The organism is Micromonospora sp. RTBAU3-60, from assembly GCF_054963695.1.
This window is the reverse complement of record NZ_JBUEGB010000002.1, coordinates 250,631-277,195: the sequence shown is the minus strand read 5'-3', so window position 1 is coordinate 277,195 and position 26,565 is coordinate 250,631. Positions and strand designations below refer to the sequence as shown.

24 protein-coding genes and 1 tRNA gene are annotated in these 26,565 nt (G+C 71.7%); 10 read left to right on the top strand and 15 right to left on the bottom strand.

What is annotated here, in order from left to right:
• Window positions 1–104: 104 nt before the first annotated feature.
• The 4 genes from ACY34I_RS03425 to ACY34I_RS03410 form a co-directional block, all read right to left on the bottom strand.
• A complete protein-coding gene (locus tag ACY34I_RS03425) occupies window positions 105–1,109 on the bottom strand; it encodes a hemolysin family protein (RefSeq protein ID WP_462752337.1) in 1,005 nt (334 codons plus the stop codon).
• On the bottom strand, window positions 1,102–2,409 hold the full coding sequence (locus ACY34I_RS03420) for a hemolysin family protein (protein WP_462752541.1): 1,308 nt from the start codon (window positions 2,407–2,409) through the stop codon (window positions 1,102–1,104). Before ACY34I_RS03420 ends, ACY34I_RS03425 begins: the two co-directional genes overlap by 8 nt.
• 169 nt (window positions 2,410–2,578) lie before the next feature.
• A complete protein-coding gene (locus tag ACY34I_RS03415; RefSeq protein WP_462752335.1) occupies window positions 2,579–4,780 on the bottom strand; it encodes a (Fe-S)-binding protein in 2,202 nt (733 codons plus the stop codon).
• Window positions 4,781–5,086: 306 nt separating this feature from the next.
• Complete coding sequence (locus ACY34I_RS03410; protein ID WP_148793833.1) at window positions 5,087–5,350, bottom strand: cell division protein CrgA; 264 nt, start codon at window positions 5,348–5,350, stop codon at window positions 5,087–5,089.
• 229 nt (window positions 5,351–5,579) lie between these two features.
• Here ACY34I_RS03410 and ACY34I_RS03405 point away from each other — a divergent pair, with 229 nt between their 5' ends.
• From ACY34I_RS03405 to ACY34I_RS03390, 4 genes are read left to right on the top strand one after another with little or no spacing between them, the layout of a single operon-like run.
• Window positions 5,580–6,386, top strand: coding sequence for a DUF881 domain-containing protein (locus tag ACY34I_RS03405; protein ID WP_462752333.1), 807 nt, complete (start codon window positions 5,580–5,582; stop codon window positions 6,384–6,386).
• The gene (locus tag ACY34I_RS03400) at window positions 6,383–8,242 is read left to right on the top strand and encodes a class E sortase (RefSeq protein WP_462752331.1); all 1,860 of its coding nucleotides are present in this window, start codon (window positions 6,383–6,385) and stop codon (window positions 8,240–8,242) included. The genes ACY34I_RS03405 and ACY34I_RS03400 overlap by 4 nt, the downstream gene beginning before the upstream one ends.
• A 2-nt stretch (window positions 8,243–8,244) precedes the next feature.
• Window positions 8,245–8,526 carry a hypothetical protein gene (locus tag ACY34I_RS03395; RefSeq protein ID WP_462752329.1) on the top strand — a complete coding sequence of 94 codons (282 nt, stop codon included), beginning with the start codon at window positions 8,245–8,247 and terminating at the stop codon, window positions 8,524–8,526.
• 4 nt (window positions 8,527–8,530) lie between these two features.
• Window positions 8,531–9,181, top strand: coding sequence for an aminodeoxychorismate/anthranilate synthase component II (locus ACY34I_RS03390; RefSeq protein ID WP_462752327.1), 651 nt, complete (start codon window positions 8,531–8,533; stop codon window positions 9,179–9,181).
• A 218-nt stretch (window positions 9,182–9,399) separates the two neighbouring features.
• Here the strand turns inward: ACY34I_RS03390 and pknB are convergent, their stop codons facing one another.
• The 7 genes from pknB to ACY34I_RS03355 all read right to left on the bottom strand — a co-directional run bounded on the left by pknB (window position 9,400) and on the right by ACY34I_RS03355 (window position 18,242).
• A complete protein-coding gene (gene pknB, locus ACY34I_RS03385) occupies window positions 9,400–11,202 on the bottom strand; it encodes a Stk1 family PASTA domain-containing Ser/Thr kinase (protein ID WP_462752325.1) in 1,803 nt (600 codons plus the stop codon).
• Window positions 11,199–12,503 (bottom strand): serine/threonine-protein kinase, encoded by a 1,305-nt coding sequence (locus ACY34I_RS03380; protein ID WP_462752323.1) that lies wholly within the window; start codon window positions 12,501–12,503, stop codon window positions 11,199–11,201. The genes pknB and ACY34I_RS03380 overlap by 4 nt, the downstream gene beginning before the upstream one ends.
• 1 nt (window position 12,504) lies before the next feature.
• The gene (locus ACY34I_RS03375) at window positions 12,505–14,010 is read right to left on the bottom strand and encodes a peptidoglycan D,D-transpeptidase FtsI family protein (RefSeq protein WP_462752321.1); all 1,506 of its coding nucleotides are present in this window, start codon (window positions 14,008–14,010) and stop codon (window positions 12,505–12,507) included.
• Window positions 14,007–15,437, bottom strand: a complete 1,431-nt coding sequence (locus tag ACY34I_RS03370; protein ID WP_462752540.1) for an FtsW/RodA/SpoVE family cell cycle protein — start codon at window positions 15,435–15,437, stop codon at window positions 14,007–14,009. The genes ACY34I_RS03375 and ACY34I_RS03370 overlap by 4 nt, the downstream gene beginning before the upstream one ends.
• Before the next feature lie 85 nt (window positions 15,438–15,522).
• Entirely contained in the window at window positions 15,523–16,965 is a 1,443-nt protein-coding gene (locus ACY34I_RS03365; protein WP_462752319.1) for a PP2C family protein-serine/threonine phosphatase, read from the bottom strand.
• Complete coding sequence (locus tag ACY34I_RS03360) at window positions 16,962–17,447, bottom strand: FHA domain-containing protein FhaB/FipA (RefSeq protein WP_091199864.1); 486 nt, start codon at window positions 17,445–17,447, stop codon at window positions 16,962–16,964. The genes ACY34I_RS03365 and ACY34I_RS03360 overlap by 4 nt, the downstream gene beginning before the upstream one ends.
• Before the next feature lie 6 nt (window positions 17,448–17,453).
• A complete protein-coding gene (locus ACY34I_RS03355) occupies window positions 17,454–18,242 on the bottom strand; it encodes an FhaA domain-containing protein (protein WP_091126795.1) in 789 nt (262 codons plus the stop codon).
• A 209-nt stretch (window positions 18,243–18,451) separates the two neighbouring features.
• Between ACY34I_RS03355 and ACY34I_RS03350 the strand changes: the two genes are divergently transcribed.
• The 3 genes from ACY34I_RS03350 to ACY34I_RS03340 all read left to right on the top strand — a co-directional run bounded on the left by ACY34I_RS03350 (window position 18,452) and on the right by ACY34I_RS03340 (window position 20,521).
• Window positions 18,452–18,537, top strand: a tRNA-Leu gene (locus ACY34I_RS03350).
• Window positions 18,538–18,644: 107 nt separating this feature from the next.
• Window positions 18,645–19,718 (top strand): NAD-dependent epimerase/dehydratase family protein, encoded by a 1,074-nt coding sequence (locus ACY34I_RS03345; protein ID WP_148793823.1) that lies wholly within the window; start codon window positions 18,645–18,647, stop codon window positions 19,716–19,718.
• A complete protein-coding gene (locus ACY34I_RS03340; protein WP_462752316.1) occupies window positions 19,715–20,521 on the top strand; it encodes a WecB/TagA/CpsF family glycosyltransferase in 807 nt (268 codons plus the stop codon). Before ACY34I_RS03345 ends, ACY34I_RS03340 begins: the two co-directional genes overlap by 4 nt.
• Window positions 20,522–20,606: 85 nt before the next feature.
• Here the strand turns inward: ACY34I_RS03340 and ACY34I_RS03335 are convergent, their stop codons facing one another.
• On the bottom strand, window positions 20,607–22,613 hold the full coding sequence (locus ACY34I_RS03335; RefSeq protein ID WP_462752314.1) for a S8 family serine peptidase: 2,007 nt from the start codon (window positions 22,611–22,613) through the stop codon (window positions 20,607–20,609).
• Window positions 22,614–22,832: 219 nt separating this feature from the next.
• Here ACY34I_RS03335 and ACY34I_RS03330 point away from each other — a divergent pair, with 219 nt between their 5' ends.
• Window positions 22,833–23,516 carry a hypothetical protein gene (locus tag ACY34I_RS03330; RefSeq protein ID WP_462752312.1) on the top strand — a complete coding sequence of 228 codons (684 nt, stop codon included), beginning with the start codon at window positions 22,833–22,835 and terminating at the stop codon, window positions 23,514–23,516.
• On the opposite strand, the gene ACY34I_RS03325 is transcribed toward ACY34I_RS03330, so the two are convergent.
• From ACY34I_RS03325 to ACY34I_RS03315, 3 genes are all read right to left on the bottom strand, one after another.
• A complete protein-coding gene (locus ACY34I_RS03325; protein ID WP_462752310.1) occupies window positions 23,484–23,885 on the bottom strand; it encodes a hypothetical protein in 402 nt (133 codons plus the stop codon). The two genes, ACY34I_RS03330 and ACY34I_RS03325, sit on opposite strands and share 33 nt — an antisense overlap.
• Before the next feature lie 157 nt (window positions 23,886–24,042).
• On the bottom strand, window positions 24,043–24,264 hold the full coding sequence (locus tag ACY34I_RS03320) for a DUF397 domain-containing protein (protein WP_148793819.1): 222 nt from the start codon (window positions 24,262–24,264) through the stop codon (window positions 24,043–24,045).
• Complete coding sequence (locus ACY34I_RS03315; protein ID WP_462752308.1) at window positions 24,234–25,115, bottom strand: helix-turn-helix domain-containing protein; 882 nt, start codon at window positions 25,113–25,115, stop codon at window positions 24,234–24,236. Before ACY34I_RS03315 ends, ACY34I_RS03320 begins: the two co-directional genes overlap by 31 nt.
• A gap of 615 nt (window positions 25,116–25,730) precedes the next feature.
• Between ACY34I_RS03315 and ACY34I_RS03310 the strand changes: the two genes are divergently transcribed.
• Both ACY34I_RS03310 and ACY34I_RS03305 read left to right on the top strand, forming a co-directional pair.
• Window positions 25,731–26,015 (top strand): hypothetical protein, encoded by a 285-nt coding sequence (locus tag ACY34I_RS03310; RefSeq protein WP_148793817.1) that lies wholly within the window; start codon window positions 25,731–25,733, stop codon window positions 26,013–26,015.
• 100 nt (window positions 26,016–26,115) lie between these two features.
• The gene (locus ACY34I_RS03305) at window positions 26,116–26,562 is read left to right on the top strand and encodes a hypothetical protein (RefSeq protein WP_462752305.1); all 447 of its coding nucleotides are present in this window, start codon (window positions 26,116–26,118) and stop codon (window positions 26,560–26,562) included.
• The last annotated feature ends 3 nt before the right edge of the window (window positions 26,563–26,565 follow it).

Genomic DNA, 26,565 nt, shown 5'->3' with positions numbered 1-26,565 from the left:
CACAGCGGCCGGTGCCCCACATTAGGGAAGGCGACGGGGTGGAATCAAGGCGACGTATCGCTACATCACGTATACGCAACCGCTTGCACACAACCGGTGTTCATTCACCTGCCAACGATTGCCGTCAATACATCGTCGAGCGTCACCACTCCCAGGGGTAGACGTCCGTCACTCACCAGGACCATGTGCCGCCGCTCGCGCCGCATCGAGAGCAACAGGTCGGCCAGCGTACGGTCGGGTGGCACCACCGCCAACGGCCGGTAGACCGCCGCGGGCACCGGCGCGCGGCGGCTCGCGCCCGCGTACCCGAGCACGTCCTTCACGTGGACGAAACCGAGCACCCGCCGGGTGGACCGCTGCACCACCGGGAACCGGGACCGGCCGGTACGGGTCGCCAGCACCTCCAGCGAGGCCGGTGACACGTCCTCGGCCACCGTGGTCACCGTCGACCAGGGTTGCAGCGCGTCCGCCGCCGTACGGCTGTGCAGGGCCAGCGCGCCGGTGATCCGGGCGTGCTCCTCGGCGTCCAGCAACCCCTCGGTACGCGCCTGGGAGACCAGACCGGCCAGTTCCTCCGCGGTGAACACGGTCTTCACCGCGTCCGTCGCCTCGACCCGCCACCACCGCAGCACCTGCCGGGCCGACCACTTCATGGCCAGCAGCAGCGGCTTGGTGCCCAGGCAGAACGCCAGCATCGCCGGGCCGAGCCAGAGCGCCGACGGCTCCGGGCCGGCCAGGGTGATGTTCTTCGGCACCATCTCGCCGACCACGGTGTGCAGGAAGACCACCACGCCCAGGGCGATCACGAAGGCCACCGGGTGCACCCCGGAGGCCGGCAGCCCGAGCGCCTCGAACGGCGCCTCCAGCAGGTGGGCCAGCGCCGGCTCGGCGATCGCGCCGAGGCCGAGCGAGCAGACCGTGATGCCGAGCTGCGCCCCGGCGATCATCAGCGGGATCTGGTTCATCGCCGACAGCGCCCAGCGGGCCCGCTTCGAGGTTGCCGCGAGCGGCTCGATCACCGTACGGCGGGAGGCGATCAGCGCGAACTCGCTGCCCACGAAGAAGGCGTTGCCGAGCAGCAACAGGACGGCGACGACCAGCTCACTCATCGTCGTCCGGCTCCTCGGGGCGGACCACCCGGACCTGCTCGATCCGGTGCCGCTCGACCTCGACGACGGTGAACTCGTAGCCGCTCGCCTCGACGGTCTCTCCCGGGACGGGGATGTGCCCGAGGCGGGCCATCAGAAACCCGGCCAGGGTCTCGTACGGCCCCTCGGGCAGCCGGAAACCGGTCTGCTCGATCAGCTCGTCCGCCCGCAACACACCGTCCACCAGGACGGTCCGCTCCCCGCCCGGCACGGTCAGCTCGACCGGCCCGAGGTCGTCCACCGCGTCCGGGTCGAACTCGTCGGCGATCTCCCCGACCAGCTCCTCGACCAGGTCCTCCACGGTCACCACGCCGTCGGTGCCGCCGTACTCGTCGACCACGATGGCCAGGTCCGCACCGGCCGACTTCAGGGCGGCGAGCACGCCGTCCAGGTCGAGGCTTTCCGGCACGTACACCGGCTCGCGGGCGACCGCGGCGACGGTCGTCCTCGCCCGCTGCGCCAGCGGTACGCCGAGCGCGTCCGGCACCCCGGCGACGCCGGTGACCAGGTCCAGCGTCTCCTCGTAGACGGGGAACCGGGTGCGGCCGGTCTCCCGGGACAGGTCCAGCAGCTCGGCGACGGTCGCGGTGGACCGCAGCGCGATGACGTCCACCCGGGGCGTCATCGCCTCCGCGGCCCGCTTGTCGCCGAAGCGGATGGTGCGCCGCAGCAGCATCGCGGTGTCGGGCGGCAGCGCGCCGGCCCGGGCCGAGATCGCGGCGAGCAGACCCAGCTCCTCCGGCGACCGGGCGCTGGCCAGCTCCTCCTGCGGCTCCACCCCGAGCCGGCGGACCAGCCGGTTCGCCGAGTCGTTCAGCAGCCGGATCAGCCAGCCGAAGGTCCGGGAGAAGGTGCGCATCGGCCCGGCGGTGGCGAGTGCGGCCGGCATCGGCCGGGCCAGCGCGAGGTTCTTCGGCACCAGCTCGCCGAAGAGCATCGAGATCAGCGTGGCCAGTGCGAGAGCGAGCAGCCCGCTGAACCGTTCCGCGCCGCCGAGCGGGCGCAGCAGCGGGGCGAAGAGCCGGGCCAGGGCGGGCTCGGCCAGGTAGCCGGTGAGCAGCGCGGTGATGGTGATGCCGAGCTGCGCGCCGGAGAGCTGGAAGGAGAGTTCGCGCAGCGCCCGGCGTACGGTGGCGGCCCGCCCGTCGCCCTCGTCGGCCCGCCGGTCGATCTCCGCCCGGTCGACGGTGACCAGGGCGAACTCGGCCGCGACGAAGAACGCGTTGCCGGCGGTCAGCAGGACGAAGCCGACCAGGGGCAACAGCGTGGTGACCAACAGGACATCGATGCTCGCCTCACCTCGGGCGCGATTCTTCCACGCCCCCGCCAGGGGCACGAGTGCGCGCGAGCCGCGCTTCTTCACACACGGAGACGGCGGTGGCCCCCGTGGGTGCCACCGCCGTCGGGTGCCGGCTGTCCCGGCGTACGCCTCAGCCGGCGACCGGCTCGGCCTCCTTGTCGCCCTGGGTGTTCTCCGGCCGCACCGAGCGGAGCAGCACGCTGGCGACGTCGATCACCTCGACCTGCTCCCCGGCGCCCTTGCCGTTGACCCCGTCGTTGAGCATCGTCGAGCAGAACGGGCAGCCGACCGCGATGGTCTTCGCCCCGGTGGACATGGCCTCCTCGACCCGGTCCACGTTGATCCGCTTGCCGATCTTCTCCTCCATCCACATCCGGGCACCGCCGGCGCCGCAGCAGAAGGAGCGCTCGCTGTTGCGCGGCATCTCGGCGATCTCGGCGCCACCCAGAGCACTGCCGAGCACCTCGCGCGGCGGGGTGAAGACGCGGTTGTGCCGGCCCAGGTAGCAGGGGTCGTGGTAGGTGAGGCCGCCATCGACCGGCTGCACCGGGGTGAGCTTGCCGCTGGCCACCAGGTGGGCCAGGAGTTGGGTGTGGTGGACCACCTCGAACTCGCCGCCGAGCTGGCCGTACTCGTTGCCCAGCGTGTTGAAGCAGTGCGGGCAGGTGGCGACGATCTTGCGCTTGCTCTTCTCCCGGCCCTCGAACGCCTCGTTCAGGGTCTCGACGTTCTGCTGGGCGAGCATCTGGAAGACGAACTCGTTGCCGATCCGGCGGGCCGGGTCACCGGTGCAGGTCTCGCCCTCGCCGAGGATGGCGAAGGAGACGCCGGCCTCGTGCAGCAGCGTGGCGACCGCCTGGGTGGTCTTCTTGGCCCGGTCCTCGAACGCGCCGGCGCAGCCGACCCAGAACAGGTACTCGAAGTCCTCGACCTCGCCGACCCGGGGCACCTCGAAGTCGAGGCCCTTGGTCCAGTCCTCCCGGGTGTTCTGCGGGGCGCCCCACGGGTTGCCCTTGTTCTCCAGGTTGCGAAGCATGACGCCGGCCTCGGACGGGAAGCTCGACTCGATCAGCACCTGGTAGCGGCGCATGTCCACGATGTGGTCGACGTGCTCGATGTCCACCGGGCACTGCTCGACGCAGGCGCCGCAGGTGGTGCAGGACCAGAGCACGTCCGGATCGATGACGCCGCCCTCTTCGGCGGTGCCGATCAGCGGCCGGTCGGCCTCGGCCAGGGCCAGCACGTCGACGTTCGCGAGCTGCTCACTCGTGGCCTTCTCCTCGCCGGTCAGGTCCTTGCCCCCGCCGGCCAGCAGATACGGCGCCTTGGCGTACGCGTGGTCGCGGAGGCTCAGCACGAGCAGCTTCGGCGACAGCGGCTTGCCGGTGTTCCAGGCCGGGCACTGCGACTGGCAGCGGCCGCACTCGGTGCAGGTGCTGAAGTCCAGCAGGCCCTTCCAGCTGAACTGCTCGACCTGGGCGACGCCGAACTGGTCCTTCTCCGGGTCGGCCTCCTCGAAGTCGAGCGGCTTGCCGTCGCTCATCATCGGCCGCAGCGGGCCGAGACCCGAGCCGGCCGGCTTCTCCGGGTCGCGCTTGAAGAAGATGTTGGGGAACGCCAGGAAGCGGTGCCAGGCGACGCCCATGGTGACGTTCAGCGAGATCACGATGAGCCAGGTCATCGAGATGACGATCTTGATGAGGGCGGCGACGCTGACGCCGGCCGCCCAGGCCGGGAGCGCCTGGCCGACGGCGTGGCTGAGCGGGGTGGCCCAGACCGGGTACTCGAAGTGGTCGGTGGCGACCTTGAAGCCGCGGATCACGAAGCCGAAGATCAGAACCAGCAACACGACCCACTCGACGAAGTAGCCCTGCCACATGGTGGAGCCGGTGAACCGGGACCGGTTGCCGGGCCGGGCGGGCCGGTTGCGCAGCCGGATCGCCATCAGCACCAGGATGCCGGCCAGGCCGAAGATGCCGATCAGCTCGGTGGCCAGGCCGAAGATCGTCCAGTGCCCGATGATCGGCAGCCCGCCGCCCGGCGTGACCACCTCGAAGTACGCCTCGAGCACCAGCAGCGACAGCACGATGAACCCGACCATCACGAACCAGTGCGCGGCGCCCACCACGCTCCACTTCAACATGCGGGTGTGACCGGCGGTCTCCACCAGCATCTTGGTCGTGCGGGCACCCTTGTCGGCGAACCGCTCCGGCGCCGGTTGCCCGAGCCGGATGACTGCCACCATCTTCATGACCGCGCGTACCGCAAGCCCCACCGCCACGGCGGTGATGGCGGCCGCGAGGATCGTGGTGACGATCTGGACGCTGCCCATCGAGTTGGCCTCCCGGTCTGCTGCCTGTCGAGCGGCTCGGCGACCGGGAGCGGCTCAGGGCTGGAGCGGCGTTGCGCCGCTCCCACCACCCCGACCCGACCGGTCGATGACCTCGCTCCGCTCGGTCATGCAGTGCAGCCTACGCGCAAGGTTACCCAGCAGTAACGTGAGTCATCTCGCATCAGGCCACGCCGCCCTGCCGACACCCTAGGTGGACCGGGCGCCGACCGCCGGTCAGGGGCGTCGCGGCGTGATATGCGTCCATGGAGCGGCGTGGTGTGGAACGACCAGCGGCCGCTGGCGGGGTCAGCGCCAGCGGGAGAGCAGGATCAGCGAGGCGACCATCGCGCCGAAGCCCACCGCGAGGTTCCAGTAACCCCACGACATGACCGGGTACGCCTGCTCGGAGAGGTAGTACACGACCAGCCAGCCGATGCCGACCACGATCAGCGTGACAGCGCTGATCGGCAGCCAGATCGGGCTGGGCTTGCGCGTCGCCGCCGTCGCCGTGGGGCGAACGTCCGTCGGCGGGGTGTACACCTTCTTCTTGCGGACCTGAGACTTGGGCACGACGCTCTCCAGAGGGGGGTACGACCTCGTCCGGCCTGACAACCGGGCGCGGGGGCGACGGTCCATGGCCAATAATGTTCGACAGCTAGCGTAGTCCGGACGGGCCGTCCAAGCCATGAATGGGGTCAGGCCGGTGCGCGGAGTGACCGAAAAGGCGGGACTTTTCGGGTCGAACACCCCGGTCCGGGTAGACGCGGGCCGGAAGAGACGACGGGAAAGGGAACGCCCGGTGGAGTACACGTCCGGCGCCGCCTCCTGGCAGAAGGTCCTTCGGCGGGCGGTCGCCGGCCTGCTGCCCCGACGGCCGCGGCAGCGCCGACCGGGCTGGTCGATCGGCGTACCCCTGATCGCCGCCGCGGCGGGGTTGCTGTTCACCACGACCGCGACCACCGCCGGCGGCACGCCGCTGCGGGAGGACCGCCGGCCGCAGCTCACCCAGCTGATCGAGGACCGGCGCGAGCAGGTCGCGGCGAGCGAGAAGCAGGCCGCCGAGCTGCGCGCCGAGGTCGAGGAGCAGACGGCCGCCCTGGCCGACACCGACGGCCCGATCAAGGCCCAGCGCGACCGGGCCGCCGCCAGCCGGCAGGCCGCCGGGTTCACCGCGCTCACCGGCACCGGGGTCACCATCGAGCTGGACGACGCGCCCCGGCGGGCCGACCAGACCCTGCCCAAAGGTGCCAGCAACGACGACCTGGTCGTCCACCAGGGTGACGTCCAGGCGGTCGTGAACGCGCTCTGGGCGGGTGGGGCCGAGGCCATGTCAATCATGGACGTCCGCGTGCTCAGCACCAGCGCGGTACGCTGCGTCGGTAACACCCTGCTGCTGCACGGCCGGGTGTACTCCCCTCCTTTCAAGATCGTGGCAATCGGCGATCCCGCCGCTCTCCAGCGCGCGCTCGCCGCCTCCGAGGGAGTCCGGTTGTTCAGGGAAGCGGTCGACCACTACCAGCTCGGGTACAAGGAGACCGTCTCCACGGTCACCGTGCCGGCGTTCGAGGACTCGACAGCACTCCAGTCCGCGAAGGTGCCGCAGTGAGGCCGGAGGAGCCCCGGGAACACCACGACCACGGCGACGAGCCGACCGCGTTCGTTCCCAGGGTCGACCGCCCGGCGCCGCCGCCACCCCGGCCCGCACTCGACCTGCCCTGGCCGGAGCCGGACGCGCCCGGTGCGGCAGCCTCCGGTCCGGCCGCCCGGTCCGCGGCCCCGCCACCGCCCTGGACCGGTGCCCCCCACGCCCGCCCGCCGGCACCCGCCGCCGGCCCGGAGCGCCGCCACGACCCGCGCCAGCCGGCCCCGGGCGCCTGGGCGGAGCCCGAGCGGGCCCCCGGCCGTGGCCCCGAGCAGTCCCGCCACCGGCCGGAGGAGCCGGCCGACACCGGCCCGCGCGCCAACTCGCCCGGCAACCGGTTCGACCGCCAGCCGGGCCCGCCCGCGGGCGGCAGCGCGCCGGGCCGCTGGGGCGGCGACGCGCCGGGCCGCCGCTCCGACGGCCCCACCCCCGCCCCTGGATTCCCCGGCCACCCGGCCGCCGACGAGCCGAGCGCACCCCGTTCGGGCGGCCGCACCGCCGCGTCCGGAACTCCCGCACCGACCCCGGGCCGCCGCGCCCCCGACGGGTTCACCGCCCGCCGGCCGGACGCGCCCGCCGCCGCGCCCGGGATCCCCACGCCCGCACCGGGCCACCGCGCCGCCGACCAGCCCGCCGCCCGCCGGCCGGACGGCCCTACGGCCGCCGCGGTACGGCCGGCCGCCCCGGGCGACGGGCCGACCGCGTTCATCCCCCCGGTCGGCGACCGCTCTGGACGCCGCTCCGCCGCGCATCCGCACCAGGGCCCGGACGTACCGCCGCCCGGGCGGACCGGGGGGGATCCTGCCGCTGCCGCGTCACGCGTCGGGGCGCCGGCCGGCGGCGCGCCCCGGGCGGCTGGTCCACCCCCGGGCGACCCGGGTGGGAGAGGACCGGCCGGCGACGCGGCGGACCCGGCAGCGACCGCGGTGATCCCCGCCGTCACGAACCGGCCGGCCCGAAACGGGGCCATGGACTCGACCGCGCTGATGGGAGCGGTGCCGCCCGCCCGGGACACGGGCGACGACGAGCCCGACACCCCCGCCGAGCCGCCGCGCCCCCGGCGGGGCGAGCGGGTGGTGCAGCTACGCCCCGAGCAGACCGGGGAGGGGTACAAGAGCGTCTACTCCGAGCTGACCCGGCCGACCTTCGGCTCCCGGCTGCGTACCACCGTGCGGGTCGCCGGCGAGGTGCTGATCACCTTCGGCCTGGTGGTGCTGCTCTTCGCCGGGTATGAGATCTGGGGCAAGACGGTGATCGTCGACGCCCACCAGAACGACCTGAACAGCCAGCTCGCCCAGGAGTGGGGGCCCACCGGCGACCCGACGGTCAGCCCGAGCGGCCCCGCCGCGAAGCCCACGGCACCGGCCGAGGGCAAGCCGGTCGCCGGGCTCTACATCCCCAAGATCGACAAGCACTGGGTGGTGGTCGAGGGGGTCAGCCCGGCCGACATCCGGTACGCCCCCGGCCACTACCCGAAGAGCGCCCTGCCGGGCGAGGTGGGCAACTTCGCCGTCGCCGGGCACCGCATCCGGGCCACCTTCTGGCGGCTGGACGAGCTGCGCAGCGGGGACAACATCGTGGTGGAGTCCAAGACCGAGTGGTTCGTCTACAAGGTCTACGAGCAGCGCATCGTCAAGCCGAACCAGGTCGAGGTGGTGGCCCCGGTGCCCGGCAAGCCGGGCGAGAAGCCGAGCCAGAAGCTGCTCACCCTGACCACCTGCAACCCCAAGTTCGACAACTACCAGCGCCTGATCATCCACGCCGAACTGGACCACGTGCAGGCGAAATCGGCGGGCCGCCCGGCCGAGCTGGAGGGCTGACCATGTACACGTGGATCTGGCGCAGACTGCCGTTCGGGCTGGCCGGGAAGCTGGCCGGCTCGGTGCTGCTCGCCGCCGCGGCGGTCGCCCTGCTCTGGTTCGTGGTGTTCCCGTGGGCAGAGCCCCTGCTCCCCTTCGACGACGTGCAGGTCACCCAGGACTCCGGCGTACCGGGTGAGGATCCGGGTGGCGGGCTCAACGACCCGGGGGTGACCCCGAGCCACGAGGAGATCCCGTACAGCACGGAGACGAACAACGCCCCGCCGACCACCCCGAGCAGGTGACCCGATGCGCGTCCTGGTGATCGACAACTACGACTCGTTCGTCTTCAACCTGGTGCAGTACCTCGGCCAGCTCGGCGCCGACTGCGAGGTCCGGCGCAACGACGAGATCGACGTGGCCGAGGTGGGCCGGGTGGGCGCGGCCGGCGTCCTGCTGTCGCCCGGGCCAGGGAGTCCGGACCGCGCCGGCATCTGCCTCGACGTCATCCGGGAGTACGCCGGCAAGCTGCCCCTCTTCGGGGTCTGTCTCGGCCACCAGGCCATCGGGGAGGCGTTCGGCGCGACCGTGACCCGGGCGCCGGAGCTGCTGCACGGCAAGACCTCCGCGGTGAGCCACCACGGGGTCGGGGTGCTCGCCGGCCTGCCGGACCCGTTCACCGCCACCCGGTACCACTCACTCGCCGTCCTGCCCGAGACCCTGCCCGAGGAGTTGGAGGTCACCGGCCGGACCGCCTCCGGCGTGGTCATGGCGATGCGGCACCGGACCCTGCCGATCGAGGGGGTCCAGTTCCACCCCGAGTCGGTGCTGACCGAGGGCGGCCACCTCATGCTGGCGAACTGGCTGGCCACGTGCGGCTTCCCGGAGGCGCTGGAGCGGGCTCCGGAACTCGCCGCCGAGGTGGACGCCCGCCGCCGCGCCGCCTTCGCCGCCGCCTGACGCGTTTGCTTGATCCACTCCAGTTACGCGACATCGGGGTGTCCCGCTGACGCGGACACCGCGATGTCGGCGACCTGGGGTCGATCATGGGCCGACAGGTACGACCATTCGCGGCGGCGGCGGGCGCGGAGCGGTGAAGGGTGCCGGCGGACAGCGTCGGATGCATTCCGCCTGACGGAGCGGTTCGAGGCCCCGACGGGTGTCGGGGCCTCGATGCGTCACTGCCGGGTGGCGTCCCGCGTGGGCGGGGTCGGGAAGGGGAAGCCACCGCCGCCACCGGTCGGCGAGCCGCTGGGCGTCGGGGTCGCGGTCGCGCTGTCGCTCGGCTCCGGCGCCGCGTAGTCGACGTAGATGGTTACCGTGCTGCCCTTGGGGCGCTTTGTGCCCGGCTTCGGATTCTGGCTGCCCACCTTGCCAGCCTGGTCCGGCGGCACTTCATCGCCGTCCCGGGAATCCACCTGGTAGCCGGCGTCCTTCAGCCGCTTGATGGCCTGTTCCTTGGTGTAGCCCCGGACATCCGGCACCTCGTTGACGTTGCCCTTGGAGACTTCGACCACGACCTCCGCGCCCTCGGGGACCTTGCTGCCCTCATCCGGCGTGACCTTGAGGACCTGCCCCTTGGGTGCCGCGTCGTCGACCTCCTTCTTCGTGACCTGCAGCTTGAGCTCGTCCAGGCGATCCTTGGCGCTGTCGTAGGTGCTGCCCACCAGGCCAGGGGGAATCGTGATCTGCTTCGGGCCGTTGCAGACCTGGAGCGTCACCAACGAATTCTTGGCCGCCTCGGTGTTCGGACCCGGGTTCTGGCCGACCACGGTGCCCTTCTCGCAGTTGGCGTCGAACACCGGATCGCCGATCTCCCAGCGGAGGCCCGCCTGCTGGATCTCGCTGGTCGCGGCCGTCTCGCTCTTGCCCTGCAAGTTCGGGACCTGGACCTTGGCGCCGGTCTGGTTGAGCCAGAGGGCGGCGGCCAGGGCGATCACCGCGAGTACGCCGAGCGCCGCGAAGGTGGCGATCACCCAGGCGGAGCTCTTGCGCTTGCGCGGGTCGCCGACCCGGGCCGGAATCTGCTGCCGGGTCTGCGGCCCCATGACCTGCGTCTGGTAGCCCCTCGCCCCGCCGGCCGGCGCCATCGGGACGGTCTCCTCGGCGGGCATGACCGGGGTGGCCAGCACCGGCCGGCCGGCGGCGGCACGGAGCAGGTCCGCCCGCATCTCGCCGGCGCTCTGGTAGCGGTTCAGCGGGTTCTTCGACAGCGCCTTGAGCACGATGGCGTCGACCGCGGGGTTGACGTCCGGGTTGATGCTGCTGGGCGTCGGCGGGGCCTCCCGCACGTGCTGGTACGCGACGCTGACCGGGCTGTCTCCGACGAACGGTGGGTGCCCGCAGAGCAGCTCGAACAGGACGCAGCCGGCCGCGTAGACGTCGGAGCGGGCGTCGACCGCCTCACCGCGGGCCTGCTCGGGGGAGAGGTACTGCGCGGTGCCGATCACGGCGCTGGTCTGCGTCATCGTGGTGGCCCCGCTGGCCAGCGCCCGGGCGATGCCGAAGTCCATCACCTTGACCTGGCCGGTCTGGGTGAGCATGACGTTGCCGGGCTTGATGTCCCGGTGGATGATCCCGTGCCGGTGGCTGAACTCGAGCGCCGCGCACATGTCGGCGCAGATCTCCAGCGCCCGGCGCGGCTGGAGCCGGCCCTCGGCGCCCAGCACCTCCTTGAGGGTCCGCCCGTTGACGAACTCCATGACGATGAAGGGCAGCGTCTCGCCGGTCGGCGCGGTCTCCTCGCCGGTGTCGTACACGGCGACGATGGCCGGGTGGTTGAGCGAGGCGGCGTTCTGCGCCTCCCGCCGGAACCGCATCTGGAAGGTGGCGTCCCGGGCCAGGTCCGCCCGAAGCATCTTGATCGCGACATCCCGACCGAGCCGGAGATCGCGACCGCGGTGCACCTCCGCCATGCCGCCGTAGCCGAGCAGCTCGCCGACCTGGTACCTGCCACCGAGCAGGCGGGCCTGCGCTGTCATCGCGTCTGTCGTCCTTCGCTCGTCGTCGTCTCGCCGCCAGCCGGCTGGAGCCGTACCCCACGACGGTACGACGTCCGGACCAGATCGTCCCCTCCCTGCGCCCGCGCGGCGCTGGAGGTCACGCTCACCGGAGCAAGCGCGCCGGGGTCCCCGGCCAGCTTGCCCTTCCGGTACATGTACGAAATCACGCCCGAGCAGAGCACGACCAGTATGGCGACCACGATCGCGATCACCCACCGCCCGGACTGGGACGCGCGGGGAGCCGGTGCGGCCGGCTGGTGGGCGTACGCCAGGGGGCTGGGCTGCCGGGGCGGCGGGACGGTCGCCGCGCCGCGCGGGGCCAGCGGCGGCCGGGACTGTGGGGCGGGCGGATGCGGCTGCGGTCGTGGTGCCGCCGGGACCTGCGCCCGGGCCGCCGGCGCCGCGGGCGAGGAGGGTACGCCGGAGACGGGCCCCGGACGTCCGCCCCCGCGCGCCTGCTGGGACAGGGCGAGCTTGGCCTGCCGGGCCACACTGGCCAGGGCGGCGGCGCTGGGCCAGCGGGCCGCCGGGTCCTTCGCCAAGGCCCGCTCGACGATGGCCCGGACCTGGGGCGGGATGTCGGCGGGAAGCGGGCGGGGCGTCTCCCGTACGTGCTTCATGGCTATTTCGAGCGGGTTGTCCCCCTCGAAGGGCCGCCGGCCGGCGAGGCACTGGTACGCGACCACGCCGAGGGCGTACACGTCGGAGGCGGGGGTGGCGACGGCGCCGGTGGCCTGTTCCGGGGAGATGTACGAGGCCGTGCCGAGCACCGAACCGGCGGCGGTGAGCTGGCCGACCAGGTCGGAGCGGGCGATGCCGAAGTCGGTGAGCACCAGCGTGCCGTTCGGCCGGACCAGCAGGTTGCCGGGCTTCACGTCGCGGTGCACGATGCCCTTCTCGTGGGCGGCGTGCAGCGCGTCGGCGGCCTGCGCCAGCAGGGCCATGGTCCGGCCGGGGGTGAGCCGGCCGACCCGGCTGAGCGTCGAGGAGAGCGGGTCGCCCTCGACGTACTCCATGACCAGGAAGGCGATCTGCTGGTCGCTGCCGAAGTCGTAGACGTCCACCACCCCGGGGTGGTTGATGGTGGCCATCGTGCGCGCCTCGCCACGGAACCGCTCGGCGAAGCCGGGCTCGTCCAGCAGGGCGGGAAGCAGGCTCTTCACGGCGACCGTGCGACCCAGCACCTGGTCGGTGCCGCGCCAGACGTCACCCATGCCACCGCTGGCGATCCGCTCGTCGAGGCGGTAGCGGTTGCCGAGCTGCACCCCGGGGCTGAGCATGTCAGCGGCCTCCGGAGTCGGCGATGACCGCGGCCATGATCCGGCCGGCGATCCGGGCCGCCTCGGCGCTGCCGCCACTGCCGGCCCGTTCCAGCTCCACGCAGACCGCGGAGATCGGGGTGCCGTTCTTGTCCATCACGTAGCCGATGAACCAGCCGTGGTCGGGGGTGTCCGGGCCGGACTGGGCGGTACCGGTCTTGCCGCCGACGGTGTAGCCGCTGATCGCGGCCTTCCGGCCGGTGCCGTTCTTGACCACGCTTTCCATCATGTCCTGCAGGTCGCTGGCGACCTGACCGCTCACCGGCCGGCGCAGCTCGCGCGGCTTGGCGGTGTAGTAGCTGGTGGTGCGGTCCGGGGCGAGCAGCTGCTTGACCAGGTACGGCCGCATCTGGCTACCGCCGTTGGCGACCGACGCGGCGATCAGCGCGCCCTGCAGCGGGGTCATCCGGACGTCCCGCTGGCCGATGGAGGACTGGGCCAGGGCGGCCGGGTCGGTGGACCCACCGGGCGCGGTCATCTCGCCGGTCCGGCTGGCCGCCACCGGCAGGCCACCCTCGTTGAGCTGCCCGACCGTAAGGTCGTCCTGCTCGAAGCCGAACTGGCGGGCCTTCTCCTTGAGCTTGTCGGCACCGAGCCGCACGCCGAGCTGGGCGAAGCCGGTGTTGCAGGACTCGGTGACCGCGTCCATCAGGGTCACCTGCGACTCGGGGCAGATCGAGGCTGCGGCGTTGCGGATCGGCTGGCCCGAGGTCGGCGGGGTCCAGCTCGACCCGGCCGGGATCCGGGTCTCCTTGCTGACGCCGTTCTCCAGCGCCGCCGCGGCCACCACGATCTTGAAGGTGGAGCCGGGCGGCAGGGTCTCGGCGAGCGCCCGGTTGGCCAGCGGGCGCTCCGGGTCCTGCTCGAGCTTGTTGAACGCCTTCGACGCCGCGGCGGTGTCGTGGCTGACCAGCGGATTCGGGTCGAAACTTGGCATGGAGACCAGCGCCTGCACCGCCCCGGTACGCGGGTCGATCGCGATCGCCGCGCCCCGGGTGGCCCCGACCTGGTTGTCCTGGAGCTGCTTGTACGCCGTCTCCTGGGCTCGCTTGGAGAGGGTCAGCAGCACGTTGCCGCCACCGGTCTTGTTACCGGTGAACATGTCCTTCACCCGGTCGCCGATCAGCTGGTCGCTGGTCCCGGCGAGGAAATCGTTCTCGACCTGCTCGATGCCGATGTCGGCGTTGTTGACCGGCTTGTAGCCGAGCACGTGCGCGTACATCTCCCCACCGGGGTAGCTGCGCTGGAACTTCAGCTTGCCGCCGGTCTCCTTGCTGAGGGCGTACGCGGTGCCGCCGACCTCGATGTTGCCCCGCTTGCGCTCGTACTCGGCGACCTGAACCCGGCCGTTGTAGTCGCTGTTGCGGTATTCGTCAGCCTTGTAGGCCTGAATCCAGTTCAGGTTCGCGAAGAGCAGACCGAAGAGGATCATCACGACCACGCCGACGCGGCGGAGGGGTGCGTTCATGGTCGGATCACCTCCGTGGGAGCACCGTGCAGTTGCTCGGGCGGGCCGCCGGACGGCCGGACCGCCGGGCCGCCGGGGGTAACCGGCCGGCGCGCGCCGTCGGAGACCCGGAGCAGGACCGCGATGAGCAGCCAGTTTGCCATCAGCGACGAGCCACCGGCGGAGAGGAACGGGGTGGTCTGACCGGTCAGCGGGATGAGCTTGCTGATCCCGCCGACGATGACGAAGACCTGCAGGCCCAGGGTGAAGGCCAGGCCGCCGGCGAGCAGCTTGCCGAACGAGTCCCGCACCGCCAGGGCGGCCCGCAGCCCCCGCTCGACGATCAGCAGATAGACCACGAGCAGCGCGGAGAGGCCGAAGAGGCCGATCTCCTCGCCGATGCCGGCGAAGATGAAGTCCGTCTGCACCTCGGGCAGCAGGGTCGGCTGGCCGCCACCCGGCCCGGCCCCGAAGAGGCCGCCGGTGCCGAGCGTGAGCAGGCCCTGGACGAGTTGGTAGCCCTTGTCGTACGGGTCACCGAACGGGTCCAGCCAGATCTCCGCCCGAAGGTAGAAGTTCGCGAACGGGCCACCGACGGTGCTGCCCAGCACGTACGCCAGGTAGGCACCGCCGAAGAACAGGATCAGACCGATGAGCAGCCAGCTGACCCGCTCGGTGGCGATGTAGAGCGTCACCACGAACATGCCGAAGTAGAGCAGCGAGGTGCCCAGGTCCTTCTCGAAAACCAGGACCAGGAGGCTGATGATCCAGACCACCAGGACCGGCCCGAGGTCCCGCCCGCGCGGGAAGTCAATGCCGAGCACCCGCCGGCTGGCCAGCGACAGCACCTCCCGCTTGCGGACCAGGTAGTAGGCGAAGAAGGTGAGCAGGGCGAGCTTGGCGAACTCACCCGGCTGGATCGAGAACCCGCCGACCCGGATCCACAGCTTGGCGTTGTTAATCTCGGAGAACCGGGCCGGCAGCACCGCCGGGATCATCACCAGCACGATGCCGGCCAGCCCCAGGGTGTACGCGTACCGGGAGAGCGACCGGTGGTCCCGCATGATCGCCAGCAGCGCGGCGGCGAGGATCACCGCGGCGAGCGTCCAGGCGAGCTGCCGGCCGCCCGTACCGGCGAAGATGGCCAGGTGTTCCCGGTCGGCCGGGGCGGCCTGGGCCAGGTCGTAGCGGCGCAGGAAGCCCACTCCGATGCCGTTGAGCAGGGCGACCGCCGGCAGCAGCGCCGGGTCGGCGAAGGGCGCCAGCCAGCGGATAACCAGGTGCAGGCCGAGGAAGACCAGCCCCAGCGCGGCGGTCGGGATCCAGAAGTCCGGGGTGACCGTGTCCAGCGCGGTCGCCTCGACCGTCGCCGAGTATGCCGCCACCAGCACCATGGCCAGCAGGAGCAGGGACAGCTCGGCGTTACGCCGGGACCGGGCCAGGCGCACGCCGGGCTGCTCGCCCGTCGAGGCGGGCGAGGTTGCCGGTACGGCGGCTGCGGTCACGGATGGGTCCTCGGGGTCGAGCCGACCGTCACTCCGGCGACCGGCAGCCCGCCGGGTCGACCGGCGGGACCGTGTCGGAGGGGGCGACGTCGGGTGTGGTGGTGGGCGCGGGCGGGACGATGACCGGCGCGCTGGCACTGGCGGTGGCGCTCACGGCCGGGGCCAGCGGGCTGGCGGTCACGGTCGGGACAGCGGTCGGGGTCACGGTCGGCGTCGGGCTGACCGCGGCCGCCGTCGGGCTGGGCGGGCAGATCGGCTTGAGGTTCGGGTTGGCCGGGTCGTCGCTGGTCAGCTCGGCCAGCCGGCGCTCGGCGTCCGGTTCGCTCCGCGCCTGGATGCCCTGCTTCACCTGCTCCTGCGCGGCCAGGGTGAGGTCGTCCAGCTTGGCCGGGCTGGTGGCGTGCACGCTCGACAGGTCGAGCCCGGCGATCTGGCCCGGCACGCCGCGGAAGACGGCGAGCTTGCCGTCCTCGGTGGCCCCGACGTAGTACTGGCGCTGGGTGTAGCTCCACCCGCCGAAGAGGCCGCCGCCGAGGATGACCAGCAGCGCGAGCAGCATGGCCGCGGTACGCAGCGGCCGGTGCCGACCCCGCTCCGGCTCGTCCTCGCGGTCCGCAGGCTCCTCGGGGGCGGCCGGCCGCGGCGCGGACAGGGCCGAGGCGCGGGCCGCCGGGGTGGAGCCGTCGGCGGAGGTCGCCATGCCCCGGTCCCGGGCGGCGGCGCCGCCGACGATCGGGGACGCCTCGACGATGTCCTGGTCGGTGGCGTCGGCGATGATCACCGTGATGTTGTCCGGGCCGCCGCCGCGCAGCGCGAGCTGCACCAGGCGCTCGACGCACTGCTGCGGGTCGGCGTACTCCCGCATCGTGTCGGCGATGGTGTCCGCGCTGACCACGCCGGAGAGGCCGTCGGAGCAGATCAGGTAGCGGTCGCCGGGGAGCACCTGGCGGACGCTGTACTCCGGGTCGATGTCGCGGCCGTCCAGCGCCCGGGTGAGCAGCGAGCGCTGGGGGTGGCTGCTCGCCTCCTCCGCGCTGATCCGGCCCTCGTCGACGAGCATCTGGACGTACGTGTCGTCCTTGGTGATCTGCGCGAACTCGCCGTTCCGCAGGAGATAGGCCCGCGAGTCGCCGATGTGGACCATGCCGAGCTTGCTGCCCGAGAAGAGGGTGGCGGTGAGCGTGGTGCCCATCCCCTCCAACTGCGGGTTGGCGTCCACGGTCTCGCGGAGTTGTTGGTTGGCGGTGCCCACGGCGGAACGCAGCGCGTCGACGAGGGCGTCCCCTGGGACATCCTCGTCGAGGGGCGCCATGGCACCGATGACGATGTTGCTGGCGACGTCACCGGCGGCCATGCCGCCCATGCCGTCGGCGACGGCGAGCAGCCGCGGCCCGGCGTAGACGGAATCCTGGTTACCGTCTCGGATCAGACCGCGGTCGCTGTGGGCCGCATAGCGCAGGGTCAGAGTCATGGCCGTAATTCGAGGGAGGTGCGGCCGATCCGGATCGGCACGCCGAGGGGGACGGGGGTCGGTCCGGTGACCTTAGCGCGATCCAGGTAGGTGCCGTTAGTCGATCCGAGGTCCTCGACGAACCACTGCCCGTCGCGCGGCACCAGCCGGGCGTGCCGCGCCGAGGCGTAGTCGTCGGTGATGACCAGCGTCGAATCCTCGGCCCGGCCGATGGTGATCTGGGATTCGCCAAGGGTGATCCGGGTGCCGGCCAGTTGGCCGGCGGTGACCACCAACTGGTGTGCGGCTCTGCCCCGCTTCACCTTCGCCGGCTTCGCCGCCTGCCCAGTCGAGGCCCCGACCGCGCGCGGCGCGGCCACCAGCCGACCCGACCGGGCCCCCGCGAAGAGGTCCCGCCGGATCACCCCGACCACCGTGAACACGAAGATCCACAGCAGGATGAGGAACCCGAACCGGGCGACGGTGATGACGAGTTCCGGCAAGGCGGGTCAGCCGTCCACGCGGAAGGTCAGGGTGGTCGTGCCCAGCTGGATCATGTCGCCCGGGTTGAGGGCGACCGCGGAGACACGCTGGCCGTTGACCATCGTGCCGTTCGTGGAGCCGAGGTCGGTCAGCACCACCTGGCCGCCGTCGAAGTCGAGCCGGGCGTGGCGCCGGGAGATGCCGACGTCGGGCAGGCGCAGGTTGGCCTGGTCGCCGCGACCGATCACGGTCGAGCCCATCTGGAGGGGGTACGTGCGGCCGTCACCGGACACCAGCCGGACGTTGCGGCCCCCGCCGTGCCCGGGCGGCGGGCCGTAGCCGCCACCCTGGTCGTACGACGGGTAGGCCGGGCCGGCGTCGTAGCCGCCGGGCGCGGAGACCGGGGCGACGTCGCCGCCGGTGTAGACCTCGGCGGTGACCCGGAACATGCCGGTGTCCAGCCCTTCACCGCGCTCGACCTCGACAATCACGTCGCCGTAGACCGTCCAGGCCTGCTCGCCGATGAACTCCGCCTGCGACTGGGCCAGCTCCTGGGCCAGCGCAGCGGCGTACGGCGCCAGCCGACTGTGGTCGTACGGCGAGAGATCGATCACGTAGCGGTTGGGCACCAACGTGCGCCCACCGGCCAGGATCGCCTTGTGCGCCTCGGCCTCCCGCTGCATGGCGTTGAGGATCTCCACGGGGTGGACCACCCCTTTGAAGACCTTGGCGAAGGCCCCCTCGACCAGGCCTTCCAGACGCTTCTCGAAGCGTTGCAGCACGCTCACCGGCTCCTCCTCGGGTCCCGAGGCAATGATGGTATCCGGACACCGCCTCCGCAGCTCACACGCCGCTCGGCCGGCTGCCGGCGGCCCGTTCGTGGCCGGCCTCGCGGTCGTGCTACAGTTTCGTCCGCCACGAACGGTGATCGCTCGTGGCGATGACCGGGGACAGCGTAATATGTTCCGGCACCCGCCGCAGATGGCGGGCGCGGGATAAGTTACGGTATTCCAGGTCAGGCCACGGGGAAGTGGCGGAATGGCAGACGCGCACGGTTCAGGTCCGTGTGCCCGAAAGGGCGTGGGGGTTCAACTCCCCCCTTCCCCACCATCACGAGGGCTTCGCTTGCAGCGGAGCCCTCGCGGCGTATCGGGGCATGCCGGACGTCACGCTATGCTCCGATGGTTTCCCTGCCTCCTATCGATCAGGAGTGGCGTGTGAGTGTCGCGTTGGTGACCGGTTCAGGCGGTCTGATCGGCTCCGAGGCGGCCCGGCACTTCGCCGGTCTCGGTCTCGACGTGGTCGGCATCGACAACGACATGCGGCGGTACTTCTTCGGTGAGGACGGCTCGACGTCCTGGAGCCTGGACCGGCTCGCCGCCGAACTGGGCACCGCCTACACCCACTACGCGGTGGACATCCGGGACCGGGACGGCCTGGAGCAGGTCTTCAAGAAGTACGGCTCGGACATCGCCGTCGTGATCCACAGCGCCGCGCAGCCGAGCCACGACTGGGCCGCCAAGGAGCCGTACACCGACTTCGACGTGAACGCCGGCGGCACCCTCAACGTGCTGGAGAACACCCGCCGGCACGCCATCGAGGCGCCCTTCATCCACTGCTCGACCAACAAGGTGTACGGCGACCGCCCGAACAGCCTCCCCCTGGTCGAGCTGGAGACCCGGTACGAGCTGCCCGAGGACCACCCCTACCACCAGGGCATCACCGAGGACATGTCGATCGACGAGTCGCTGCACTCGGTCTTCGGCGCCTCCAAGGTCGCCGCCGACGTGATGGTCCAGGAATACGGCCGGTACTTCGACATGAGGACCGCCTGCTTCCGGGGTGGCACGCTGACCGGCCCGGCCCACTCGGCGGCCGAGCTGCACGGCTTCCTGGCGTACCTGATGCGCTGCGTCATGGAGGGCCGGACGTACAACCTCTTCGGCTACAAGGGCAAGATGGTCCGGGATGCGATCCACTCCCGGGACGTGCTGACCGCGTTCGAGGCGTTCTTCCGCGAGCCGCGGTCGGCCCAGGTCTACAACCTGGGTGGCGGCCGTCACTCGAACACCTCGCACATCGAGGCGTTCCGGATCGCCGAGGAGATCACGGGCCGCGAGGCGAAAATCAACTACGTCGAGCAGGCCCGCACCGGCGACCACCAGTGGTACGTGAGCAGCATGGCCCGGTTCGAGGACCACTATCCGGACTGGAAGATCACCTACGACGTGCCGATGATCCTCCGCGAGATCTACGACGCCAACGTCGACAAGTGGGTGCCGAAGGCATGACCAGCGGCACCAAGCGGAACGTGCTCGGCGTACTCGTCGACGCGACCGACTACGCCCGGGCGACCGAGGCCGTGGTCGCAGCGGCGCAGGAGCGCCGCCCGCTGGCCCTGACCGCGCTGGCCGTGCACGGCGTGATGACGGGGGTGCTCGATCCGGCGCACAACGCCCGGCTCAACGCGTTCGACATGGTCACGCCGGACGGGCAGCCGGTCCGCTGGGCGCTCAACCTGCTGCACGGCGCCGGCCTCACCGACCGGGTCTACGGCCCGGAGCTCACCCTCCGGGTGCTCGCCCGCTTCGCCGACGAGGGGCTGCCCGTCTACCTCTACGGCTCCACCGAGGCGACCCTGTCCCGGCTGATCCCGGCCCTCGAGCGGAAGTTCCCGGCGCTCAAGATCGCCGGAGTCGAGGCGTCCAAGTTCCGCTCCCTGCAGCCGGGTGAGGACGTCGAGATCGCCGACCGGATCAAGGCCAGCGGTGCCCGGCTGGTCCTGGTCGGGCTGGGCTGCCCCCGCCAGGAGGTCTTCACGTACGCCATGCGGCCGCTGCTGGACATGCCGCTGATGGCGGTCGGCGCGGCCTTCGACTACCACGCCGGCCTGCTGCGCAACCCGCCGCCGTGGATGCAGCGGGCCGGACTGGAGTGGTTCTGGCGGCTCGGGCTGGAGCCGAAGCGGCTCTGGCGGCGCTACGTGATCCTCAATCCGGCGTACCTGGCCCGGCTGGCCGCCCAGAAGACGGGCGTGTGGAAGGCCACCCCCCCGGCGCCGGCCACCGGGCGCCCCGCCGCCTTCGACGTCTGAGGCACCCCAACGACCGCTACGGCCACCACGACGTCCGGCGGCCACCTGAGGGGTGACCGCCGGACGCCGGTGGGAAGAGGTTGGCTCAGGAGACGTTCAACGCGGTGTCGTCGAGGACGAACGAGGTCTGCAGGGACCAGTCCTCCACCCCGGTGAACTTGATCTGGATGGTCTGGCCGGCGTACGCGCCCAGGTTGAACGACTTCTGCGCGTAGCCGGTGTTCTTGTTCAGGTTCGAGTACGTGGCGAGCGTGGCCAGCACCGAGCCGCTGCCGTTGAGCACCTGCACCCTGAGCGTGTCGTACGCGGTGCTGGTGGTCGTCTCAGCGGTGTCGATGTGCAGCCAGAAGCTCAGGGTGTACGACGAGCAGCCGGCCGGCAGGCTCACCGTCTGGGCCAGGGTGTCGGTGTGGCTGGTGCCGTAGCCGTCCAGCCAGGCGTTCCAGCTGCCGGAGCGGGGCGGCTGGCCGGAGGAGCCGTACTGGCCGATCACCCCGGAACTGGCGGTCCACCCGGTGTTGCCGGACTCGAAGCCCGGGTTGGCGAGCTTCTGGCCGGTGCCGGTGCAGCCACCGGCGCCGGTGACGGTCAGCGAGTAGCTCGCCGTCCGCGTGCCCGAGGCCGCCGTGCCGGTGACGTTCACCGGGTACGTGCCGGCCGGGGTGCTGGCCGACGTGGTGATGGTGAGCGTGGACGAGCCGCCGGAGGTCACCGTGGCCGGGTTGAACGAGGCGCTGGCGCCGGCCGGCAGGCCGCTGGCGGAGAGGCTGACCGATTGGGCCGAGCCGCTGGTGGTGGCGGTGTTGACGGTGGCCGTCACCGAGCCGCCGGGCGCGGTGGAGCCGGACGTCGGCGACACCGAGACGGAGAAGTCGTTGGTCGGCGGGGTGGTGCCGCCGGTCACGTAGAGCAGCCGGTTCGGGGTGCCCGTGCCCACGTTGGTCACCACGTTCGGGGTGGCGTCGTTGACCAGGCTGTCCCGCACCTGCTGTGGAGTCCACGTCGGATTCGCCGAGAGCACCAGCGCGGCGGCGCCGGCGACGTGCGGTGAGGCCATCGAGGTGCCGCTGATCGTGTTCGTCGCGGTGTTGCTGGTGTACCAGGCGGAGGTGATGTTGACGCCCGGCGCGAGGATGTCCACGCAGGTGCCGTAGTTGGAGAAGCTCGCGGCGGCGTCGTTGTTCTGGGTGGCGCCGACCGTGATCGCCGGTGCGACCCGGGCCGGCGAGTAGTTGCAGGCGTTCTGTCGGTTGCCGAAGATGTCGCCGTTGCCGGCCGCCACCGCGTAGGTGATGCCGGAGTTGATGGAGTTGGTGACCGCGGTGTCGATCGCGCTGTCGGCGGAGCCGCCAAGGCTCATGTTCGCCACCGCCGGCTTGACCGCGTTGGCGGTGACCCAGTCGATGCCGGACACCACCTGGGCGGTGGTGCCGCTGCCCTGGCAGTTGAGCACCCGGACGCCGACGATCTGGACTCCCTTGGCCACCCCGTACGAGGAGCCGCCCACGGTGCCCGCGACGTGCGTGCCGTGGCCGTTGCAGTCGTCGGCGGAGCCGCCGTCGACCGCGTCGAAGCCGGAGACCGCCCGGCCGCCGAAGTCGTTGTGCCCGAACAGCACGCCGGTGTCGATGATGTACGCGCGCACGTTGCTGGCCGTGTTCGGGTAGGTGTACGAGCTGTTCAGCGGCAGGTTCCGCTGGTCGATCCGGTCCAGACCCCAGGACGGCGGGTTCGGCTGGGTGCCGGCGATCGACACGGTGTGGTTCTGTTCCACGTACGCCACGGCGGGATCGGCGGCGATCCGCGCGGCGGCGACCTCGCCGACCCGGATCTCGAAGCCGCGCAGGGCGGTACGCCAGGTGCGGGCGACGGTGCCGCCGTGCCGGGCGGTCAGCCGCTGGGCGGCCTCGGTGACCCGGCTGGGGGCCACGGCGCTGTCCTTCAACACGACGAGGTAGCTGTCGGCCACGGCGGTGGCGCCGCCGGCGTTCCGGATCGCTCCGCTCGGTTCGGCGGCCAGCGCGGGGCTGGCCGCCGCGAGCATGGTCAGGGCGGCCACGCCGACGAGTACGGACCTGTGTGGGAGAGCCATCTCCCTACCTCCCTCCGACCGGCGTACGGCCGTCCGCCCGGTGCGGCGCAGGCAGATCGACACTTGCCGATCGAGAAGAGGCTAGATCGAGAGGTCGAGAATGTGAACATGTCGAATCCTCAATAACGCCGGCGGGATGGCCCCTACGGGACGACGTACGGGGCCAACCGGGGTGCCGCCCCGATTCGGTACACGTCGAACTGGGCAAGGCTGAGTGGCGTGGACGACCATCTCACCGTGCTGCTCCCCGTCGCCGCCGTCTGGCTGGCCGCCGGGGTCGTCGCGGACGGACTGCCCCGGTTGGACCGCGCCCGCGCTCTGCGCCGGCGTACCGGATGGTTGTCCGCGCTGACCCTGGCCGGCCTGGTGCTGACCGCGGCCGTGCTGCTCCTGGGCCTGCAGAGCGCCGGGACGACGGCGATCGACCGGGCCGCCGACGGCCTCCTGCTCGCGGCGGCCCCGGCGCTGGTCGTCGCGGTCTGCACGGTCCGGCGGGTGCGGCGGCTGCGGGCCGGCGCGGGCGCCTTCGCCGCCGCACCGGACACCCCGGCCCCGCACGGGCTGCGCGCCGCCGCGGCGCATCCGCTGATCGGGCTGCCGATCCAGGTGACCGCGCTCGCGGTCGTCCCGGCTATGGTCTCGGCCGCGGGCGTCGACCTGCTCGGGGCGCCGGCCGTGACCGGCCCGGCGATCACCGTCGGCGTGCTCGGCGTCCTCGCGATCGGGGTACGCCACGCGCTACGGCACAACCGGCTCGCCGAACAGGCGCTGCCGCCGGCGAACCTGACGCCAGCGCAACCGCCAGCGAACCTGACGCTGGCACAACCGCCGGCGAGCCCGACGTCGGCGCAGCCGCTGGCGGCCCGGGCGTCAGCGCGAGCGGCTGGGCCCCTGCACGTATAGCAGTTCCAGGATCGCCCGGGTCGCCTCGAACCAGCGGTCCAACCAGCCCGGCGGCGGCACGCTGCCCTTCGGGGGCAGTTCCATCAGCAGGCCGCGCAGCAGCGGGTGATCCACCAGGGACTCGGCCTGCTCCAACGGCCAGCCGGTCGGCGGGAACGACGGTTCGGTGAGCGGGTTCGGATCCAGCGACGGCAGGGAGAGCGGCGGCGAGGGCTGCTCCGGGCCGTCCACGTCCCGGCCCGCGATCTCGGCGTCGGAGGAGACCACCTCGGTGAGGACGCTGTCCCGGCGCGCCCCGCGGTACTTGCCACCGAACCGCTCCGGCTTTCCCGGACCGTTGGTGAGATTCTCTGAACCGATCGTCGTCATCCGTCTCGCCTACCTCGTTGGGTTGCCGATCCGTGCGGTTCAACGAGGCGGAACGGAACTGGCGACGGGTCGCCGGAGTGGGCCGGCCGGGAACACGAAATGGCCCCGCCCGGCGACGCTGCCGGGCGGGACCATGCACGTTGTCCGGATCGGCGGATCAGCCCCGGACGAACACACCGTCCCTGGCGCTGGCGACGAATGCGTGCCAGTCGCCCGGGGCGAAGACCAGGGCGGGGCCGGTCTTGTCCTTCGAGTCCCGGACGCCCACCGCCCCGGTCACGTACGCGACCTCCACGCAGTTGTCACAGTTCGGCCCGCTCTTGGAGCTCTTGAACCAGGTCGCCTGCGTCAGGTCCACGGGGAACTCCTTGGTCGCCATTTCCACAACGGCTCCTCTGCCAGTTTTGCGATGTGTGCGATGGATTCCTCCGGGCGAATGGCCGCTGCTCGGATGTGATCGAAGATGAAGCTGTACTTCTGTAGTTCGTCGCTCTTCTCCAGGAAGAGCCCACCCGTGGCGTTCTCCGCGTACACGACATCGGGATCACTCGGTTCGGGGAAGCTGAGGATCGTGAAGGTCCCGTCCATGCCGGCGTGCGCGCCCACCTCGAAGGGCAGAACCTGCAACGTCACGTTCGGCAGTTCGGCCACCTCCACCAGCCGTCTCAGCTGGCTACGCATCACCGCGTCGCCGCCGACCGGCCGGCTCAGCACCGCCTCATCGAGCACCACCCACAGATCGACCGGATCGTCCTGAGTCAGCAACGACTGACGACCGAGGCGGACACGGACACGTTGTGCGACCTCTTCGGTGGTGAAGTCCGGCCGGGCGGCCCGGATCATCGCCCCCGCGTACTCCTCGGTCTCCAGCAGGCCCGGCACGACCTGCTGCTCGTACGCCCGGATCGAGCTGGCCGCCGCCTCCAGCCCCACGTACGCCCCGACCAGCACCGTGCTGTAGGGGTGCCACCACCCCTTCTGCCGCGCCTCGCGGGCGATCTGCACCAGCTCGTCGCTCTCGGCGCCGACCACCCCGTAGATGCGGAGCATGTCCCGCACGTCCCGGGGCGTGGCGGTGGTGTGGCCGGTCTCGATCCGGGAGATCTTGGACGCCGAGCACTCCAACTGCTCGGCGACCACTTCGATGGTGATGCCGGCGGCCTCCCGCTGGCGGCGGAGTTCCGCTCCCAGACGTCGACGCCGGATGGTCGGGCTGCGCCGCTCACTCACGACGCCGCCTCACCGAGCTTGGTTCGCTCCGCTCGCTCACCCGGCTACCTCCGGTCGGTCGCGCCCGGTTCGACACCCGCCTAGGGCGCGGTCGCACGGCGGGCGATCGTTCGCGGCAGGGGTGGTGCCGGTCGTCGACCGGCCGCGACGGGCGAAACCGGCGTCCAGTGTGCCGTTTCGGTGCCGGCCGCTTCAAGCGTCCCGTTCACGTGTCCTGCTCGCGTATTGGCAAAATTCGACGTGCAACTTGCATGAAGCACGCCGCTGGTGCAGTCTGTCGATATGGCACGGGTTACTCACCGTCTCGGCATGATCTCCCCGCGTGGTGATCCCACGAGGGGTGGGACGGCGGGAGGGGAGCCGTCCCGCGCCTCGCGACCTGCACCGGGATGAAGACCCCGCCGTTGCACGCCAGTTTGGCTGCGGCGGTGGGAGCGGTAACCGGGAGCAGCCGGGTGATGGTCGGGCGTCGGCCCGTCACCGCGGGTACGACCCGACCACCACCGACCACCTGATCAACCGGTCCACGAGGCACGACCCCGTCACCGGGCCCGACCTGTCCCCCGATCAGCTTCCCCACCGGCTCCCCGCCGGCCGATCCTCCCAGGAGCCCATGTGCTTCCCCGCTCTGGTGACGTACTGCACGTGACTCGCGCGGCGAGTGTCCAGTTCCTCCGTCCGATCATGTTCCGGGTGATCCGGGTGCTCGACTGGCCGACCTATGACGGTTGGCTCTGGCTCGACGGCTACGAGTTGAACGCGGCGGGGGACGCGGTCAACCGGCGGTCGATCTTTGTACAGCAGGCGGGGCTGCAGCAGCTCCAGGCCGCACCGGCGCCACGTCCACACACCGTACGGGCCCGACGTCCCGTCATCCGGACCCCGATCCGGGTCGGCTGACCTCCCGATTGCCCGGCCGGGGCAGCTACCGCCGCCATAGAATCGGTACGCCCACCCCGGCAAAGTCTCCACCCCGCGCGTCCCGGACCCTGAACCTGGGATGGTCATGGTCAATCTGCCCGCCGCGCGGCGGCACCACCGGTCCCGTATCGGCTACACCTTCGGACTCCTGGCGTTCCTCGGCCTCGCCACCGCACTCGCGCTCGTGGTTCGCAACCCCGCCTTCTCCGCCACCGAGCAGTTGACCGAGCCGCTGCCGGCTCCGGAGATCACCGTGATCGGGGAGGGCAGCGCACCCCCCGCCGACACGGAGGCGGACCCGGGCTGGGCCGGTACGTCGGGCGCCGGTGCACCGGGGGCCGACGCCGGAGCATCGCCCACCCCGGACGGGGCCGGCGGCGGCGCCGGAGAGGGCGTACTGGCCGGCGCGGACGGGACGCGGAACTCGACGGACCTCAGCCGGTCACTGTTCTATTCGGGGTTGCTGGGCCTCGGCATCTCACTGGCCGGCCTGGGCCTGGTGTGCACCAGACGCCGGCAGTGGTGACGC